Here is a 17,418-nt window from a genome sequence, read left to right as displayed (position 1 = left end):
ACACATCCTTCCTTAATCTGTCGCTGCAGTAACTTTCTTCATAGCCATAGACATCGCTACTACGATGATAAAGAATACTGCTGCGATTGAGCAGGCATATCCAAAGTTACCCTTCTGAAAACCTTGCGTATAGATGTAATATACAAGTGTTTTGGTAGAGTTTTTCGGTCCGCCCTGTGTCATGATGTAAGGCTGTGTGAACAGTTTCATTGCCTGAATCATGGTGATCATGATAACATATTTAATAGTTCCTTTCAATCCCGGCAATGTAATATAGAGGAACTGTTTAAATTTCGTAGCGCCGTCTACGGAAGCTGCCTCATACTGATCTCTCGGGATTCCCTGAAGGCCGGCAAGGAAGATCATCATCTGATATCCTGCGCCCTGCCATGCTGACATAAAGATAATAGAATTCATAGCAGTATTGGCGTCATTCAGGAATTTGATCGGGCTCATACCCAGAGCTACCAGGATAGAGTTGATCAGACCAGTGTTAGGGTTTGCATTATAGAGAACAGACCACAGTACGGAAATAACAACCATAGAGGTCAGCTGCGGGCTGAAGTACATGGTTCTGAAAATCGCCACACCGCGGAATTTTTTGGAAACCAGCAGTGCAAGGCCGAGTGCAAGAGCACACTGAACCGGCACTACGATCACGGTAAAGTAAACAGTGTTCTTTAATGCGATCCAGAAATTTTTGTCGCTGAACAACTTCTTATAGTTATCCAAACCAATAAAATCAATGACATCCGGCCTCATGATCTGATATTTAAATCCGGAGAAATATACGGTATATATCATAGGCACTACCAGAAAGGCGATCAGAAGAATTACTGCGGGAGCTACAAAAAAATATGCAGCAACTCTTTCGTCACGTTTCCGGCCGGAAAGTTTTTTTGTATTTGCCATAACTTTTTCCTCTTTTCCTTTATAAAAACTGTAAGTAGTATGCACCCTGTCAGCTAACTTTCGCTTGTGCATAGTACGCATCTGCGCAGGGTAAGCTGCGTTTTTAGGTATAGGAAAGGCCGCACCGCAAAGCGATGCGGCCAGGTTATCTCCCTGATTTATTCGCTGCTGTTCACTCCGTCAGTAACCTTTATTCAGCGTAATATGTCTCGTAATCCTCTGTAAAGGTTTCTGCTACAGTGTCAAGCTCAGACTGAACATAATCTGTGTCAACTTCTTCTGCGGTAGCTGCATCGGAAAGGATGTTTGTCATTGCCTCTGCATATGCGGAAGAGAAGGTTGCATAGGAAGGTGTTCTGGGACGCGGAACTGCAGTGTTCTCAAGCTGCTCTACGAACAGGGCACGTGCGCCGTCATTGTAATCAGCCATTGCTTCGTTGTCGTAAGCGGAAGAACGTGCTGCCGGTTTTGCGATCGCTGCTGCATAGGTTGCTACATTGTCAGTGCTCATCAGCCACTGAAGGAATTCGCCTGCTGCTTCTACGTTCTCACAGTCCTTGCTGATTGCTGCAGACCAGTCTCCGCATGGGGAAACAGCTTCTTTTGTATCATCGTTTACAGGATAGTAGGTCACACCCCACTCAAAATCTGCGTTTGCTTCCAGAGTAGCTACTTCCCAGGAACCGCCAAGCATAGTAGCGCAAGCGCCGTTTAAGAACTCATCGTCAATCGGGTCAATATTTGCATATCCTTTTGCGATCAGATCTGCAAGGTATGCAGTGGTTGTAACAGCCTCCTCGCTGTTTACATATCCTTCTGCCTCAGCACCGTCTTCGCTGATGTAGTCTTTTCCAGCAGAGAGATACATCGGCTCCAGTGCATATGGAAGACCTTCGCCGTGGTCCATGATAATGTGTGTACCAACATAGCTATCTGTTGTACATTTTTCTGCGATCTCTGCCATTTCTGCCCAGGTGATCGGGTTCTCTAATGTACGGGAATCAAGATCTTCTACATCTACGCCGCACTCGGTCAGGTAGTCTTTATTATAGAAGAATGCTACGGAAGACTCAGTAGCGCCAATTGCATAGAGCTGTCCGTCGTATGTACACTGAGCAACTGTAGAAGGTACGAAATCGGAAAGATCATCCTCTGTAAAGTAATCGTCAAGGGGAACGCTGATTCCGTTCGCTGCATAGTAGGAAACCTGCGGTCCATCTACATAGAAGATATCCGGAAGGTCGTTGGAAGTTACGGCTGTTGCGATCTTATTATCGTAAGCATAGGAATCAGAACGGTCAATTGCTTCACGGCTAACCTGAATCTCCGGATGCTCCTCATTCCACTCAGCCAGCTTTTCTGTCCACCACTCTTCGATGGCCTCTCTGTCTGATGGGCTCCAGATCGTTAATGTGGTAACCTCATCATCTGCCCATACGGTTGCAGGAACTGCGGTAAGAGCAAGCGTCAGAGCCATTGCAAAACTTACACTTTTTTTCATTTTGTTTCCTCCTTAATATATTGTGGTTTTATTGAACCCGTTCCACATGGTTTAAAAAAATTTACCTCTTATTTTCCGCGCCTTATTATGTGGAACCCGTTTCATATGTTGCCTTTATAATAGACCGCCTTTTCCGATTTGTCAATATATTTTCTCAAAAAAACAGCGCAGAAATCAAATTATGTATATTTTATCTGATTTTTGCGCTTTAGTTTTGTGCACTTTTACATATTCTATTGTTTACTTTTATATCTTGGCGCTTCTTTTATATATTACCATCCAGATTCACCGGCAGCGTGCTTTGACCCTGACGAAAATCCACAGAAATGATCTGTTTATGTGGAACCCGTTTCCTGTTTTCTATCAAATCTACCACCGTATTGGCACACGTTTCCGCCAAAAACTGTATGTTCTGGCAGATACTTGTCACCTCCGGATAGCATACCTTCGTGACATCCATACCATCGTAGGCCAGTACCTTCAGATCCTCCGGCACTTTTCTTCCTGCTTCCATTGCCAGGTGCATATAATACAGCGCCGGCTGGTCTGCGGCAAATACCCCGTCGATCCCGTCGCATTTCCGTATTGCCTCCCGGGCGATCTCCCAATAAGAGGCATGGTCAAACCGGTTCCACTCCATTACCATATCCACCACGTCTACGCCGTGTTCACTTATAATAGATTCAAAAATAGCATGGCGGTCATTTGCCGCCATATCCGGTGCAATACCTGTAATATGTAAAATTTTTCTGCACTTGTTTTTCAGAAGCACCTCCGCAGCAAGCTTGCCCCCATACAAATGATCTGAGCACACCATGGGTATCTCCGGTCCGAAGTCCCTGTCCAGGGAGACAATGGTTTTCTTTCTTTTTAGATATTCCTCCCCATCCAGCGTGTGCGCTCCTGTAATGATTCCGTCCACCATGTTTCTGTCCAGCATATCCAGGTACTCTTTTTCCCGGTTGCTGATACCGATCGTGTTGCACACCATGGTCTTATACCCCAGTTTATACAGTTCCACTTCTGTCTGTCTCACAAAATTTGAAAAAAACGGGTGCTCCAAATCCGGAATCAGGATCCCCACGATTCCTGTCCGGTTGCGGAAAAGGTTGCGTGCCAGTTCATTGGGCGTATATTCAAGCTCACTGATCGCATCCTCAATTCTTTTTTTTGTGTCTGCAGCAACATAACCGGTATTATTCAGAACCCTCGATACGGTCCCTACACCCACTCCGGCTTTCTGTGCTACATCTCTGATACTTGCCATACTCCTTATGTTATACCTTTCTTACAACTTGCTTTTAGCTTTCCGAATTTCCGGTGTCCCCCCGCTGGAAACCGTTCCTTACGGTAAATATACTTCTGATAATTATATCATGCTAAAAATTTTTTTACAATTATCACCACTTACTAAAATTTTTCACTTTTTCCGTTATTCTCCACATATTCACGCTGCCGACGGGCACATTTCCGTAGCTAATATGACCGCAGACTGCCTTTGACATCATTCCCCGCATTATGACAACCATTCCCAATTTTTTCTTTTTTTCCCTCTTTTATGACAATTCACCAAAACATTTGTTTTTTCAATTTTTATGTAAATCAACTATTCCACATCCTGTCCATGTGGAAAATGTGGATAATTTTGTGTATAACTCTATTTTCAAGGGTTTTCCCACCCTCAAAAAAGTGGAAAACTTTTGTACTTATTTTGGTACAATCAACATTCTTCGACAATCTTTGTGCAAAGTGCTAAATTTGCCATAATCGGTATAGAAAGTATGTGCCGAGGCATGTGATCACGCCGGTGCGCGGCTGCGCTGGCAGCCTCTTCCGGTAATAATAATAAAAAAACGGAAGCATACCAAAGGATCTGCTTCCGTTTCTACTCTCTTATTCCGTAATGTAAGACCCAGCTCCTACGGGCTGCTGGTAATCATAGTCAGATATTTTAATCCCTGTCGCTGACGTACTGGCATGGATGATCTGCTCATCCCCGATATACAGCGCCACATGGCTGATTCCGCCGGAGCCGTAAAAAACCAGGTCGCCCGGCTCCAGATCCGCTATATCTTTCTTTTCACACTGCTCATACTGCTCTCCTGCCACTCTCGGCAATTCATAGCCGAATTCCCGAAAAACAGACATCACAAAGCCGGAACAGTCTGCGCCATTTGTCAGGCTGGTGCCTCCATACACATAGGGATTTCCCTCAAACTGCAAAGCAAAATCCACGATTTCCTGTCTCTGTGTGTCCTCTGCCGCCATAGTCGTCTGCACGTTGAATCCAAGCAGCAAACTAATACTTAATATGATCAAACTCCATTTTTTTCTCACGATAATATACTCCTCATTTTAAGCTCAATTTTGTTACATTTTTGTTACGCTCATGTAACAGGTTCGTATCTTATCACAGGAGTTTTTCTTTGTCAAATTCGGGCTAAACACAATTTCTAAATATTTTTCAGCGATTTTCCTAAAATCCCAAAACATTTTTAGTCGCAAATGCACAACGGGCTGGTTTTCCGCAAAGAAAATCCAGCCCGCACAGGCATATCCACAATATTTCTTGAAATTTAGCGTCCCATCAGGTAATGCTGCACAGATGTTACCGCGTTCGCACCATCGGATACAGCCGTTACCACCTGCCGAAGCGCCTTTGTCCGCAAATCTCCGGCAGCAAAAATCCCGGGCGCAGTGGTAATCCCTTCTTCTCCCGCCACAATATAACCGCCGTCATCCATTTTCACAAGTTCCTTCAACAGACCTGTATTGGGCGTAATACCCACTGCAATAAACACACCGTCTGCAGCAAGCACCTGTTCCTCACCTGTCTTTACGTTCTGTACCTTAAGCCCGGTCACCTGGCTTTCCCCTTGGATCTCCAACGGTATGCTGTTCCAGACCATCTCTACATTCCGGCACTCAAAAAGCTGTTCCTGCAGAACTTTTTCCGCCCGAAGCTGGTCTCTGCGGTGAACCACATATACCTTCTTACAAAGGCGTGCAAGAAAAACGGCATCCTCTGCCGCCACGTTTCCTCCGCCTACCACAACGGTTACCCTGTCTTTAAAAAATGCTCCGTCGCAGGTAGCACAATAGGACACACCCATTCCGGAAAGCTCCTCTTCCCCCGGTATTCCCAGATGGCGGTGATTTGCCCCGCAGGCATATATGATCGTTTTTGCCAGATATTCATTTTTTTTCGTGCGGACTACCTTGACACTTCCCTGGTCTTCAATGGAGCGTACGGTCTCCCGCACCGGCTCGATCCCCAGCTTTTTCGCATGTTCTCCCATAGCTTCACCCAAATCCATACCGCTCATCCCCGGCATCCCCGGATAGTTGTCCACCTCGTAGGTATCTATGATCTGTCCGCCCGGCACAAACTGCTTTTCCAGCCATAATGTTTCCAGTCTGGCTCTTGACGCATAGATGGCAGCACTAATCCCTGCCGGACCTGCGCCAAGAATAATTACATCGTATATTTCTGACATATTTTTTCTCCTTATCAATCCTATCGTAATGAAACTTTGCCGTCTTGCGCATGACCGCTTCACGCGGCTCATACCTGAAAGCTGATCGGTCCGCACTCGCAGCCGCTTGACCGGGCTTTCCTGTAAATAATAGCATATAATCTATTTTTTTCCAATAATATAGTAAAAATGGTCACGCTGGAAGGAATCCCCTATGCTTTCCAAGTTTTCCAACCTTTCAAAAACCAAAAAGGCGTTGTTTACAGCCTTTCTTTTATCCCTTACGCTCGTTCTCGGCATTAGTATTGGCTATCTTTCCAATCATGTATTCTCAGAAAACGGAAAATTCCAGGACTTCGCCGAAGATATTTTCCGAAGCGAGGTTTCCGGCAGTTCGCTGACGCTTCATTATTCCCTCGCCCATCCCGAAAAGCAGGGCATCACACGTCCCAAGGCCACACTGGGAGTCGTAAATACGGACATCTCCCAATCTCAGGATCTCTGCAAACAGTATGTAGACACACTAAAAAGCTTTAATACCTCCAAGCTCTCCCAGACAAACTGCCTTACCCTTGATATGCTCCTGCTATATTTCCATACTCAGGCTTCTCTTGGAGACAATTATCTTCTCGAGGAACCTCTTGGACCCAGTCTGGGAATCCAGGCACAGCTTCCCGTTCTGCTGGCAGAATATGCCTTTTATGAAGATCAGGATATTACCGACTACCTGAATCTTTTGTCAAGCGTAGAGCCTTATTTCCAAAGCATTCTCGCCTTTGAACAGAAGAAATCCCAGGCGGGATATTTTATGAGCGATGCCACCCTGGACCGGATTCTGAAACAGTGCAGCTCCTTTATCCAGAATCCGGATTCCAATTACATGCTGGAAATTTTTTCACAGAAGCTTCAGGATTATGGAAAATTCTCCGATGCCGACCAACAGCTTTTGAATGAAAAGCACAAGGAAATTCTCCTGAACAAGGTGATTCCCGCCTACCAGATACTGATGGATGGTCTTGAAAAACTGCGCGGCACAGGCAAAAACGATTGCGGGCTTTCCCACTTTGAGGGCGGTCAGGAATATTATCAGTATCTGCTCCAAAGCAAGGTGGGCGTATATGCGCCGGTGAAGCAATTGGAACAGCGTCTCACTACCCAGCTTATGGAAGATTCCAAAGAAATCTCCATGATGCTGACAGAGCAGCCCTCTCTGCTCACAAAGCTCACAAATGGTACAGACCTGCCGGATATGGAGCCGGATAAGATTATGGAAGCACTCCAAGACCGGATTGCCGACGATTTCCCCGAAATGCAGGACACCCCCTATGAGATTCGGTATGTACATAAATCCATGGAAAAATACCTGAGTCCTGCCTTTTACCTTACCCCTCCCCTGGACACCGGAAGCCCGAATGTTATTTACATCAATAACTCCGGGCGCAGCTCTAATCTGGAACTTTTCACTACACTGGCCCATGAAGGCTTTCCGGGCCACCTTTATCAGACGGTATCCTTTGGACGGCAAAAGCCCTCCCACATCCGGTATCTCATTGATTCCAGCGGTTACGTGGAAGGCTGGGCCACCTACGTGGAAACTTTCGCTTACCGTTATGCGGCAGACTTTCTGGAGGATGAAGCAGCAGCAGATATCACACATCTGGCATGGCTGAACCGCAGCATGAATCTCTGCATCTACTCCCTTCTTGATGTGGGAATCCACTATCGCGGATGGAGTCAGGCACAGGCTGCACAATTTCTCAGCAGTTTTGGAATTCGAAATGCTTCTGCGGCTGCCGAGGTTTACCGTTACATCGTGGAAACACCCGGCAACTATCTGAAATATTATCTGGGATACCTGAATTTTTTAGATCTGCAGGAAGAGCAGAAGCAGCTTCTGGGCGATGCTTTCAATTTAAAAGATTTTCATGAAAAGATTCTGGAAATCGGTCCGGTACAGTTTCCGGTTCTTGAAAAATATATCAACGAGGAGGTGTAACAAATATTTAAACATTTTCGTAATAAATTCTTTCTTTACGGAAGATAATTTGCTATAATGGAAAATAATTATGAACAACGTACTATTTTAAACAATTTCACGATAGAGGATACAAAGGAAAATCTTATGAGAAAAAATGATAATCTGCCTTTAAATTTAAAGGAACGCACCAATTCCAAGATCAGTCTCCTGACGTCAATAGCGGTGCTGGCAGTTTTATGCCTGATCTTTAACCAAATGGATTATAATATGATCCGCAAACCCGCCGCCCAGGCGCAAAAAGCTGCCGAGGCCGAAAAGAGAAAAGAGGAAGAGGCTGCCGCAGCAGCACCGGAAGTAACCACCGCTACCGTTATGGCAGTAGGCGATAATCTGGTTCAGCCAAGTCTTCTCCAGTCCGGTCAGTATGAATCGGGAACCTGGAATTATGACCATGTTTTCGCAAATTTCCTGAGCGAGATCCAGGCTGCCGATATTGCCATGATAAATCAGGAAACGCCTTTCACCAGCAGCCATGATGCGGTCAGCGGAAGGGCCCCTTACGCCACACCTACCGAAATGGGCGATGCACTTGTGACCGCCGGGTTCAATGTTGTAACATCCGCCACTGCATTCATGGATGATAATGGATATGATTTTCTTTCCCAGACCTTTGACTTCTGGAGCAGCAGCCATCCCGATGTGACCCTTTTAGGTATTCACAGTACCCAGGAGGATGCCGACACGGTAAAAACTCTGGAGGTCAACGGCATAAAGATTGCTTTTCTCAACTATACCTTCCCTTCCAGCGGAACGGAAAGCGCGGGAAAAGAATATATGATCGATACCTTTGACACCCAGACTGTCGCCACCGCCATCCAGAATGCTAAGGCTGCTGCCGACTGCGTGATTTTTGCCGCAAACTGGGGCAAGACAGAGGAGCCTATGCCCACGGAATATGAAAAGCAATGGGCTAATTTCCTTATGCAGCAGGGCGTAGACGTAGTGATCGGCACCAATCCAAATGTGCTGCAGCCTTATGGTTATCTGACCGATGACGAAGGACATAATATGCTCATTTACTATTCTCTCGGAAACTTTGTTTCAGGTCAGGAAACTTTGAAACAGCTCCTGGGAGGCATGGCAAACTTCACTATCCAAAAGACTGTGAACGGCGATGATACTTCCATAAAGATCACGGATGCCGCCATCACCCCTCTTGTCATGCATTACAGTTATGACAGCGGTGATTACACGCCGTATCTCCTGTCCGATTACACGGAGGATCTTGCTTCACAGCACAGCGTTAGGGAGATCATCGGAGATGAGTTCAGTCTTGAAAACCTGCAGACTAAATACGATGAGATCATGTCTATGAATGTGACACCGTCTACGAAGAGCAACCTGCTTGATGTACGATTCGATGCGGACGGCAACATGGTGGACGCAAGCGGAAATTATGTGGAGGATACGGACTCCATCACTTCCGGACAGTATTATACAAATCTTGCAAATGCGCAGAGTTCTAATAACACTGGGAATGACAGCGATTCAGAAGAATGACAGTTTTACACCACCGAAAAACGGAGATTCCATAACCATAATGGTTTCGGAATCCCCGTTTTTTCCGCTTCTTAGACAAACATTTCTGCGCTCAGTCAGAATTCCCTTTCCTTTTCACGTACCTGCAATTCTACTTCAGATTTAACAATCTTTTCGCATTCGCCTCTGTGACAGCGATAACCTCTTCAGGGGTAATCCCTTTAATTTCCGCCAGTGTCTTGGCAACGTAGATAAGATTTAACGACGAATTCCGTTTCCCGCGGTAAGGCTCCGGGGACATGTACGGACAGTCCGTTTCCAAAACGATCTGCTCAAGCGGGGCTATTTCCGCCACCTCTTTCAGCTTTCTTGCATTTTTGAAAGTAAGGACTCCGCCAATGCCAAGATACAGTCCCATTTTCAAATATTCCCTGGCAATTTCCTTTCCATAAGAAAAGCAGTGGATAATTCCGCCGTACATACCGCCGTTCATGTATTCCCGCACAATGTTCAGCGTATCCTCCGCAGCGTCGCGGCTGTGGATCATGAACGGAAGCTTTTCCTCCCTTCCAATGTCCATCTGAGCGCGGAACATTTTCTGCTGTAGCTGATGTTCCGTCTCTTCCTTGTGCCAGTAATAATCAAGGCCAATCTCTCCGATCGCGATCATTTTTTTCATATGGGATAAGCGCCGGATCTCATCCAGTGTTTCCTCTGTCATCTTATCCGCGTCATCAGGATGAACACCCACAGCGCCGTAAATAAAAGGATATTGCTCTGTCAGCTTTACGGTTCTGCCAAACTCTCCGACTGATGCGCAGACATTTACAATACAGCCGATTCCATTTTCCTCCATAGATGCTAATAGACTGTCCCTGTCATCCTGAAAGGCCTTGTCGTCATAATGTGCATGTGTATCAAATATCATGTCTGTTTTCTCCTGTATGCTGCATTCTTTAAAACATATTATTCAAACCGGAAATCGCCGCTTTTCCCCCCTGTTTTTTCCAGAAGGTGAATGTCTGTCATGACCATATGCTTATCAATGGCTTTGCACATATCGTAAATGGTAAGCAGGGTAATCTGTACCCCTGTGAGCGCTTCCATCTCCACGCCCGTTTTTCCCTCAGTTTTTACAGTGCAGATCGCACGGATCATGCTCTTTTTCGTATCCAATTCATAATCTATCGTGCATTTCTGGATCGGGAGCGGGTGGCACATGGGTACCAGCTCAGAGGTACGCTTCACCGCCATGATACCTGCCACTCGTGCCACACCCAGCACATCGCCTTTTTTTACCGTTCCGGCTGTCACAGCCTCCATGATCTCTTTTCCCACCAATATGCTGCCAACAGCCACTGCTGTCCGATATGTGACGGCCTTGCCTGAAACGTCTACCATAATGGCATTTCCTTTTTCGTCAAAATGACTGAATTCTTTTTCCATTGCGAATCCCCTTTCCTGTTCTCTTTAGTATAAGAAATTCGCAGTCCGCAGTCAAGAAAGAAGTAAAAACTATAAAAAGTGGCATAATATCCTATATGTTTCATACGCTTTTCCCAATTCTGAAAAATGTAATTTTAAAATCACTCGGAATGTAATTGCAAAATCGCTCGGAATGAAATTATGAAATTGCTCGGAATAAAATTATGAAATCGCTCGGAATGTAATTGTAAAATTGCTCGGAATGAAATTATGAAATCGCTCGGAATAGAATTGCAAAATCGCTTGGAATGTAGTAAAATACAGTCAGGAGGTAACGCCATGTATCGAAAAGAATATAAGCCACGGATTATAGATAAAAAAATAAAAGAATACCTTGATATATTTGGCGCCGTCTGCATAGAAGGCGCTAAATGGTGCGGAAAAACATGGACTTCCTCACATCACAGCAAAAGTGAAATTTATTTAGGTGATCCCGCCGGGAATTTCCAGAACAGGCAGCTTGCGGAATTGAACCCTTCCCTGATCCTGGATGGACAATCTCCCAGGCTCATTGACGAGTGGCAGGAGGTTCCGCCTGTCTGGGATGCCGTTCGGTACAAGGTTGACCAGAATATGCAAAAAGGACAGTTTATCCTGACCGGATCCGCCACTCCGAATCACAAAGGAATTCTTCACAGCGGTGCCGGGCGGATTGCCAGACTGCATATGCGCCCCATGTCTCTGTTTGAGTCCGGAAACTCAAGCGGCGCCGTTTCTTTGCAAGCCCTGTGCGAAGGTCAATTAGATCCGGTCATGACAGGGGACGTAGACCTGAAAGAACTGATCGGCATAATCATAAAAGGCGGATGGCCCGCCAGCATAAATCTGCCCGTAGAAAAAGCTTCCTATTTACCCGCGGAATATTTAGAGGCTATAATCAATGACGACGCCTATCGGATTGACGGGATAAAGAGAGATGTCTCCAAAATGCGTTTGCTCCTGCGTTCTCTTGCCCGTAACGAGAGCACGACCGCCACAAACCGCATTCTGAAAAATGACGTCAAAGAACAGGATGACGAAAATATAGACGTGGATACCATAGCCTCCTATCTCGATGTCTTTACCCGACTGTTTCTTATAGATAACCAACCGCCCTTTGCTTCAAAGATACGCTCTTCCGTCAGGGTAAAGCAGGCTGAAAAACGTCATTTTTCCGACCCCTCTTTGGCATGCGCACTGCTGAAAGCAACTCCGGAAATGCTATTAGGCGATCTGGAAACACTTGGTTTCCTGTTTGAAGCGCTATGCGAAAGGGATTTACGAATATATGCTGAATCCTTTGATGCGCATTTATATCATTACCAGGATTACAACAACAAAGAGATCGATGCTGTTATTGAGTTAAAAAACGGCGACTGGTGCGCATTCGAGATAAAACTGGGTGCCAACCAGATTGATGCCGCTGCTGAAAATCTGCTTTCACTTAAGAAAGAAATCGAATCAGATCCGGACGGGCATCCTCCTAAAATCCTGTGTGTCTTATGCGGCTTATCCAATGCGGCTTACAAACGGCCCGACGGTGTGTTCGTCGTTCCCATTACCGCTCTCAGAGAATAAATTGCTGATTTTTACAAAACGGCGGGCGCAAAAAAATCCCTGATCGAATTTTTAAGTCTGACAGACTTTCCTTCGATCAGGGATGTCTTTCTATACGGTTTTTAGCAGATCTCAGCGCCCGCCGGCATCTCTCTTTCCGGCACCATCAGCGAAAGCTTTCCTTCCGCATCCTCTGCGCAGAGGATCATGCCCTCGCTCATCACGCCCGCAAGCTTCGCCGGTTTCAGGTTTGTCACGACCATAACCTTTTTCCCAACCATTTCTTCCGGGGTGTAATCGGATTTGATGCCCGACACGATCTGGCGCACCTGGCTGCCGATCTTTACCTGAGAGCAGAGAAGCTTTCTGGATTTCTTTACCTCCTCACAGGCAATGATCTCACCTACCTGGAACTGAAGCTTACCAAAATCATCAAAAGTGATCTCCGGTTTTGCTTCAATGTCTATCACATTTTCCTTCTTCTCCTCTTCTGCCTCTTTCTCAGGCTCTGCCGGATGGAGCTCAGCTACCTTTGCCATAACCTCCTTCACATCCAGACGTGCAAAAAGGATTTCCGACTTCTCTGTCACTTTATTTCCGGAAGGATAGCTTCCAAAGGTCTTAAGCTCCTCCAGAGTTCTCTTTTCGGCATTTAACTGAGCCAGGATCTTTCCTGTAGTATCAGGCATAAAGGACTCTAAAAGAGTAGCACCGATACAGATACCCTCAACCAGATTATAGAGAACCGTTGCAAGACGATCCTGCTTTGTCTCATCCTTTGCCAAAGCCCACGGCATTGTTTCGTCAATATATTTGTTGCAGCGTTTAAACAGTGTAAATACCTCTGTAATAGCATCTGCTACACGCAGCTTCTCCATTTTCGCCTCAACCTTGCCCGGAACTGCCAGGATAAAGGATTTCAGCTCATCGTCCACAGGCTCTGTAACCCCTTTATTTTCCACAACACCGCCAAAATATTTGTTGGACATGGAAATGGTACGGTTTACAAGGTTACCCAGTGTATTTGCCAGCTCTGAATTCAGACGCTCTACCATCAGCTCCCAGGTGATCACACCGTCATTTTCAAACGGCATCTCATGAAGCACGAAATAACGGACAGCATCCACCCCAAAGAAATCAACCAGCTCATCAGCATAGAGCACATTTCCTTTGGATTTGCTCATCTTTCCATCGCCCTGTAAAAGCCACGGATGACCAAATACCTGCTTCGGCAGCGGCAGATCCAGTGACATCAGGAAAATCGGCCAGTAAATGGTATGGAAACGGATAATATCCTTTCCGATCAGGTGCAGGTCAGCAGGCCAGCATTTTTTGAACTGCTCTGTGCTTTCACCGTCACAGTCGTATCCGATTCCTGTGATATAGTTTGTAAGCGCGTCAAGCCATACGTAAACCACATGCTTCGGGTCAAAGTCTACAGGAATCCCCCATTTAAAGGACGTTCTGGACACGCACAGATCCTGCAGTCCCGGAAGCAGGAAGTTATTCATCATCTCATTTTTTCTGGATTCCGGCTGGATAAATTCCGGATGGGTCTTAATATGCTCGATCAGACGGTCTGCGTATTTGCTCATTTTAAAGAAATAAGCCTCTTCCTTAGCCGGAACGCAGGGACGTCCGCAGTCAGGACATTTGCCGTCTACAAGCTGGGATTCCGTAAAGAAGGACTCACAGGGAGTACAGTACATACCTTCATAGTGTCCTTTGTAGATATCTCCCTTAGCGTACATTTTCTTAAAGATTTTCTGCACCTGTTTCTCATGATCCTCATCCGTTGTGCGAATGAACTTGTCATAAGAGGTGTTCATTAAATCCCAGATATCCTTAATCTGACCGGAAACACCATCTACAAATTCCTTTGGCGTAATTCCCGCTTCCTCGGCCTTCAGCTCGATTTTCTGGCCATGCTCATCGGTTCCAGTCTGGAAAAATACATCGTAGCCCTGCTGCCTTTTGTAACGGGCAATGGCGTCTGCCAGCACAATCTCATAAGTATTGCCGATATGCGGCTTACCGGATGTGTAGGCAATAGCCGTTGTAATATAATACTTTGGTTTTTCCATGTTTCTATCTCCTCTCATATTTATTGTCCCATGAAACAAAAAAACGCCCTCTCATATCCTATGAGAAGACGAGTTCCTACCCGTGTTACCACTTCTGTTCGTTCCGGCCTCACGGCACGAAACCTCATCAGGTACTGACATACCCTTCCGCTGTAACAGGCGGCCCTGTCACTGCCTACTTATCCTTCAGCAATGCCCCTCCGAAACCATCTTCCATCTGCTCCATACACATCCTCTCTCAGCTCTGGAAACATCATATCCTACCAAACCGTCTGATGCCATTCTGTCTCCGCAAGGATTTCTCTGTGGTGCGGTACGCACATGTACTCTTTTCTTCCACGGGTTTTTCGTATGAAGGAATCGTAACATATTTTCCTGCATTTGTAAACCCGGATTTTATCAGATTTTCCGCCCTGCGGCAAATGATGAAGCCAGATTACTGTGCCTGCGCCCAAGCATCTGGCTTCATTCGATGTAACGACGTTTTATTCTTCTTTATCTATAGCCTCTTGTACTTCCGCGATCATCTCACTGTATTCTTCCGCCTGTTTCTGACAGTCATCAAACATCTGCTCCCTGTACTTATCATCCCATGAAAACTGTTTCCAGAGCTCTTCCTCTCTGTTTTCTTCCATCCATTCAATATAGTCCAATAACTGGTACTCGCCTTGCTCGCTCAATTTCAATTCCATATACACAGGCTTTGTTTCATTTTTCAGCATTTGCAAGCCACTTCTGGTGTCATAGTCGTATTCATGATACATGGTCCAGAGATGCAGCTTATATACTCCGTCTTCCTGCTCCTGTGTCTCAGCAGCGTCCTGAACAACATGCGCATACACCTGGAAATCCCCGGAAACATCCTCTGCATCCCTTTTTTTCTGCAAAAGGCAGGCATTTATGGCTGCGTCCATATCCGTTCTGTCCACTTTTCCCGCAATAAAAATGGATGTAGGCCCGCTCGCTCCTCCGATGATGCTTGAAACAATGTTTTCTATCTCCTCCGGTTTCTGCTCACTCTCTAACCCTATCCTTTTCATAAGCTCCTGAACTCCTTCTGCACTTTTTCCATACTCTTTAATATCTGAAATACCGGGAAATGCCGCTTTCAGCGCCGTCTCATCCAGATAATAGGTCGTCAGTATCTCCTGGCTTTCCTCTGGTGCCGGAAAAGACCACTGGAAGTCTTCCAGATTTTCAATCAGTGCCCAGCACAAGATACCTGTACTGTACATTTTCTCTGTAAAACCATCCTCATCCTCTGGTATCCCGGCAAAATGCACCGCCATCCCATAGGGCTTTTCATCTGTAAACAGCTCCATTGTCCGTTCCCCGTCTGGCATAATGTCATATTCCGTTAAAATCTTCAGCAGGTTTCCCACTGCCGAGGCATCCCCTATATATGGTGTGGATGCACCATACAGCCTTTCTGCCGCCACCGCTTCTGTGCCTCTGCCCGCATCCTTTTCCACAGCAATCTGCTGGCTCCCAGCGTCCTTTCCCACTGCGATCTCGCTGCATCCCAGTATCACAAAAACCACAATACACACTGCCGGAAGGATCGCCCTCGCCCATCTTCCCGGAATGCGGAACCGCAGAATATTTTTGATCCTTCCTTGTGCTTCGTGCTCTCCAAATCCCAGAAGGTTTCCCGGCAGCCTTTTTCCTGAAGCAAAATCCAGCAGAGCTATGCTGTATGCCCGCCTGGAATCCAAGCCCTGCAATTCTAATACATGTTCATCACAGCTCATTTCCATATCACGGCACATAGAAAAATATGCGGCCCACATCATCGGATGATACCAGTAAATTCCCAGAAGAAAAAACGCCAAAAGCTTTATAAGATAATCCTTTCTGCGGATATGGTACTGTTCATGGCAGATCACATATGCCTGCTGCTCCTTAGTCATACGGACAGGCAGATAAATCCTGGGCCGGAAAACGCCCATAACAAAAGGCGATGCAACCGTATCACACTCAAAAATATTATCCTGAAGCCGTATCCCAAAACGCACTCTTCTGCTCATACGGATGTACGATATCAGAAAATAGCCGCAGAACAAAACAAGTCCAATGAGCCATATAACAGCAGCAATTCTCAGCAGCTCCACTCCTTGCTGTCCTTTTACCGGCTCCAGTGCTGTCTGACTGCTTACTGGAATCTTTACTCCTACAGTGCCGCTTTCCCCCGCACCGACAGACGCCTGACTTCCAACTGCATTTCGCGTATATACTGCTCCGTTCCATATACCGTCCGTCAAAACAGAAGTTGGAAAAATATCAAAATGCACCAGTTTCCCAAGCTTTACACCTATAATATGTGCGCCCAATGCTGCCCACAGCGGGTACGAATATTTCCTGGGATATCTTTTTAATAACCAGCGCACAACCAGAATGCACAGCACTACGATGGAAATCGTGATATTTTTATTTACAAGATACAAAAAAACTCTATCCAGCTTTTCTATCATACGCCATCCTCCTTATGCGCTGAAATAAGCTGCTCCAGTTCTTTTACCTCCCTGTCACTCAGTTTTTTATTTCCGAGAAAGGCGGTGAGAAATCCAGGCAGCGATCCTCCAAACGTACGCTCCACAAAATATGTGCTTTCATCCTCCTGAACCCGCTCTCTGGGAACGAGAACAGACACAACTGCATTTTCGTTGGCTATATAGCCTTTTTCGCAAAGCTTCCTCAGCACAGTGTAGGTGGTTGATTTTTTCCACCCCAACTCCTCTCTGCAGATTTTCACCAGTTCTCCTGAACCCAAGGGTGCGTGGTCCCACACGATGCTCATAAATCGATAATCGCTGTCGCACAGCTTCCAGCTTTCCATAATTTTCCTCTTTTCCATTTTATCGTCTCATTTTGGTTTATGAGTATAAACCTCCTGCATAAAGTCTATAA

At 45.9% G+C, this 17,418-nt stretch carries 14 protein-coding genes; 3 read left to right on the top strand and 11 right to left on the bottom strand.

What is annotated here, in order from left to right; genetic code table 11:
* Nucleotides 1–12 precede the first annotated feature (12 nt).
* From ACESZH_RS03840 to trxB, 5 genes are all read right to left on the bottom strand, one after another.
* Nucleotides 13–912 carry a carbohydrate ABC transporter permease gene (locus ACESZH_RS03840; RefSeq protein WP_373212298.1) on the bottom strand — a complete coding sequence of 300 codons (900 nt, stop codon included), beginning with the start codon at nt 910–912 and terminating at the stop codon, nt 13–15.
* Nucleotides 913–1,102: 190 nt separating this feature from the next.
* Nucleotides 1,103–2,413: a sugar ABC transporter substrate-binding protein gene (locus ACESZH_RS03835; RefSeq protein ID WP_373212301.1), complete on the bottom strand. Its 1,311-nt coding sequence runs from the start codon at nt 2,411–2,413 to the stop codon at nt 1,103–1,105.
* A 265-nt stretch (nt 2,414–2,678) separates the two neighbouring features.
* Nucleotides 2,679–3,680 carry a LacI family DNA-binding transcriptional regulator gene (locus ACESZH_RS03830; protein WP_373212304.1) on the bottom strand — a complete coding sequence of 334 codons (1,002 nt, stop codon included), beginning with the start codon at nt 3,678–3,680 and terminating at the stop codon, nt 2,679–2,681.
* Nucleotides 3,681–4,306: 626 nt separating this feature from the next.
* The gene (locus ACESZH_RS03825) at nt 4,307–4,750 is read right to left on the bottom strand and encodes a C40 family peptidase (protein WP_373212307.1); all 444 of its coding nucleotides are present in this window, start codon (nt 4,748–4,750) and stop codon (nt 4,307–4,309) included.
* Between the two features lie 239 nt (nt 4,751–4,989).
* Entirely contained in the window at nt 4,990–5,910 is a 921-nt protein-coding gene (trxB, locus tag ACESZH_RS03820) for a thioredoxin-disulfide reductase (protein ID WP_373212309.1), read from the bottom strand.
* A 193-nt stretch (nt 5,911–6,103) separates the two neighbouring features.
* Here trxB and ACESZH_RS03815 point away from each other — a divergent pair, with 193 nt between their 5' ends.
* Nucleotides 6,104–7,885: a DUF885 domain-containing protein gene (locus ACESZH_RS03815; protein WP_373212311.1), complete on the top strand. Its 1,782-nt coding sequence runs from the start codon at nt 6,104–6,106 to the stop codon at nt 7,883–7,885.
* A gap of 126 nt (nt 7,886–8,011) precedes the next feature.
* Complete coding sequence (locus ACESZH_RS03810; RefSeq protein ID WP_373212314.1) at nt 8,012–9,427, top strand: CapA family protein; 1,416 nt, start codon at nt 8,012–8,014, stop codon at nt 9,425–9,427.
* Nucleotides 9,428–9,557: 130 nt separating this feature from the next.
* Here the strand turns inward: ACESZH_RS03810 and ACESZH_RS03805 are convergent, their stop codons facing one another.
* Together ACESZH_RS03805 and moaC are read right to left on the bottom strand one after the other, a co-directional pair.
* Nucleotides 9,558–10,334, bottom strand: coding sequence for a TatD family hydrolase (locus ACESZH_RS03805; protein ID WP_373212316.1), 777 nt, complete (start codon nt 10,332–10,334; stop codon nt 9,558–9,560).
* 38 nt (nt 10,335–10,372) lie between these two features.
* Entirely contained in the window at nt 10,373–10,852 is a 480-nt protein-coding gene (gene moaC / locus ACESZH_RS03800) for a cyclic pyranopterin monophosphate synthase MoaC (protein ID WP_373212318.1), read from the bottom strand.
* Nucleotides 10,853–11,170: 318 nt separating this feature from the next.
* Between moaC and ACESZH_RS03795 the strand changes: the two genes are divergently transcribed.
* Entirely contained in the window at nt 11,171–12,448 is a 1,278-nt protein-coding gene (locus tag ACESZH_RS03795) for an ATP-binding protein (RefSeq protein ID WP_373212320.1), read from the top strand.
* 101 nt (nt 12,449–12,549) lie between these two features.
* Here ACESZH_RS03795 and metG read toward each other — a convergent pair whose 3' ends face one another.
* The 4 genes from metG to ACESZH_RS03775 all read right to left on the bottom strand — a co-directional run bounded on the left by metG (nt 12,550) and on the right by ACESZH_RS03775 (nt 17,347).
* Nucleotides 12,550–14,511, bottom strand: a complete 1,962-nt coding sequence (metG, locus tag ACESZH_RS03790) for a methionine--tRNA ligase (protein ID WP_373212323.1) — start codon at nt 14,509–14,511, stop codon at nt 12,550–12,552.
* 186 nt (nt 14,512–14,697) lie between these two features.
* Entirely contained in the window at nt 14,698–14,880 is a 183-nt protein-coding gene (locus ACESZH_RS03785) for a hypothetical protein (protein WP_373212326.1), read from the bottom strand.
* A gap of 116 nt (nt 14,881–14,996) precedes the next feature.
* The gene (locus ACESZH_RS03780) at nt 14,997–16,982 is read right to left on the bottom strand and encodes a M56 family metallopeptidase (RefSeq protein WP_373212329.1); all 1,986 of its coding nucleotides are present in this window, start codon (nt 16,980–16,982) and stop codon (nt 14,997–14,999) included.
* Nucleotides 16,979–17,347, bottom strand: a complete 369-nt coding sequence (locus ACESZH_RS03775; protein ID WP_373212812.1) for a BlaI/MecI/CopY family transcriptional regulator — start codon at nt 17,345–17,347, stop codon at nt 16,979–16,981. Before ACESZH_RS03775 ends, ACESZH_RS03780 begins: the two co-directional genes overlap by 4 nt.
* Between the last annotated feature and the right edge of the window lie 71 nt (nt 17,348–17,418).

It is taken from the genome of Ruminococcus sp. 5_1_39BFAA (assembly GCF_964240875.1).
Lineage (GTDB): Bacteria > Bacillota > Clostridia > Lachnospirales > Lachnospiraceae > Blautia_A.
Note: the sequence above shows the minus strand (reverse complement) of the source record. Positions and strands in the feature narration are given on the sequence as shown.

Coding starts and splice junctions, on each gene's coding strand:
- ACESZH_RS03815 (WP_373212311.1), top strand. CDS start 6,104: ATGCTTTCCAAGTTTTCCAACCTTTCAAAAACCAAAAAGGCGTTGTTT.
- ACESZH_RS03780 (WP_373212329.1), bottom strand. CDS start 16,982: ATGATAGAAAAGCTGGATAGAGTTTTTTTGTATCTTGTAAATAAAAAT.
- metG (WP_373212323.1), bottom strand. CDS start 14,511: ATGGAAAAACCAAAGTATTATATTACAACGGCTATTGCCTACACATCC.
- trxB (WP_373212309.1), bottom strand. CDS start 5,910: ATGTCAGAAATATACGATGTAATTATTCTTGGCGCAGGTCCGGCAGGG.
- ACESZH_RS03830 (WP_373212304.1), bottom strand. CDS start 3,680: ATGGCAAGTATCAGAGATGTAGCACAGAAAGCCGGAGTGGGTGTAGGG.
- ACESZH_RS03775 (WP_373212812.1), bottom strand. CDS start 17,347: ATGGAAAGCTGGAAGCTGTGCGACAGCGATTATCGATTTATGAGCATC.
- ACESZH_RS03840 (WP_373212298.1), bottom strand. CDS start 912: ATGGCAAATACAAAAAAACTTTCCGGCCGGAAACGTGACGAAAGAGTT.
- ACESZH_RS03785 (WP_373212326.1), bottom strand. CDS start 14,880: ATGTTACGATTCCTTCATACGAAAAACCCGTGGAAGAAAAGAGTACAT.
- ACESZH_RS03835 (WP_373212301.1), bottom strand. CDS start 2,413: ATGAAAAAAAGTGTAAGTTTTGCAATGGCTCTGACGCTTGCTCTTACC.
- ACESZH_RS03810 (WP_373212314.1), top strand. CDS start 8,012: ATGAGAAAAAATGATAATCTGCCTTTAAATTTAAAGGAACGCACCAAT.
- ACESZH_RS03795 (WP_373212320.1), top strand. CDS start 11,171: ATGTATCGAAAAGAATATAAGCCACGGATTATAGATAAAAAAATAAAA.
- ACESZH_RS03805 (WP_373212316.1), bottom strand. CDS start 10,334: ATGATATTTGATACACATGCACATTATGACGACAAGGCCTTTCAGGAT.
- moaC (WP_373212318.1), bottom strand. CDS start 10,852: ATGGAAAAAGAATTCAGTCATTTTGACGAAAAAGGAAATGCCATTATG.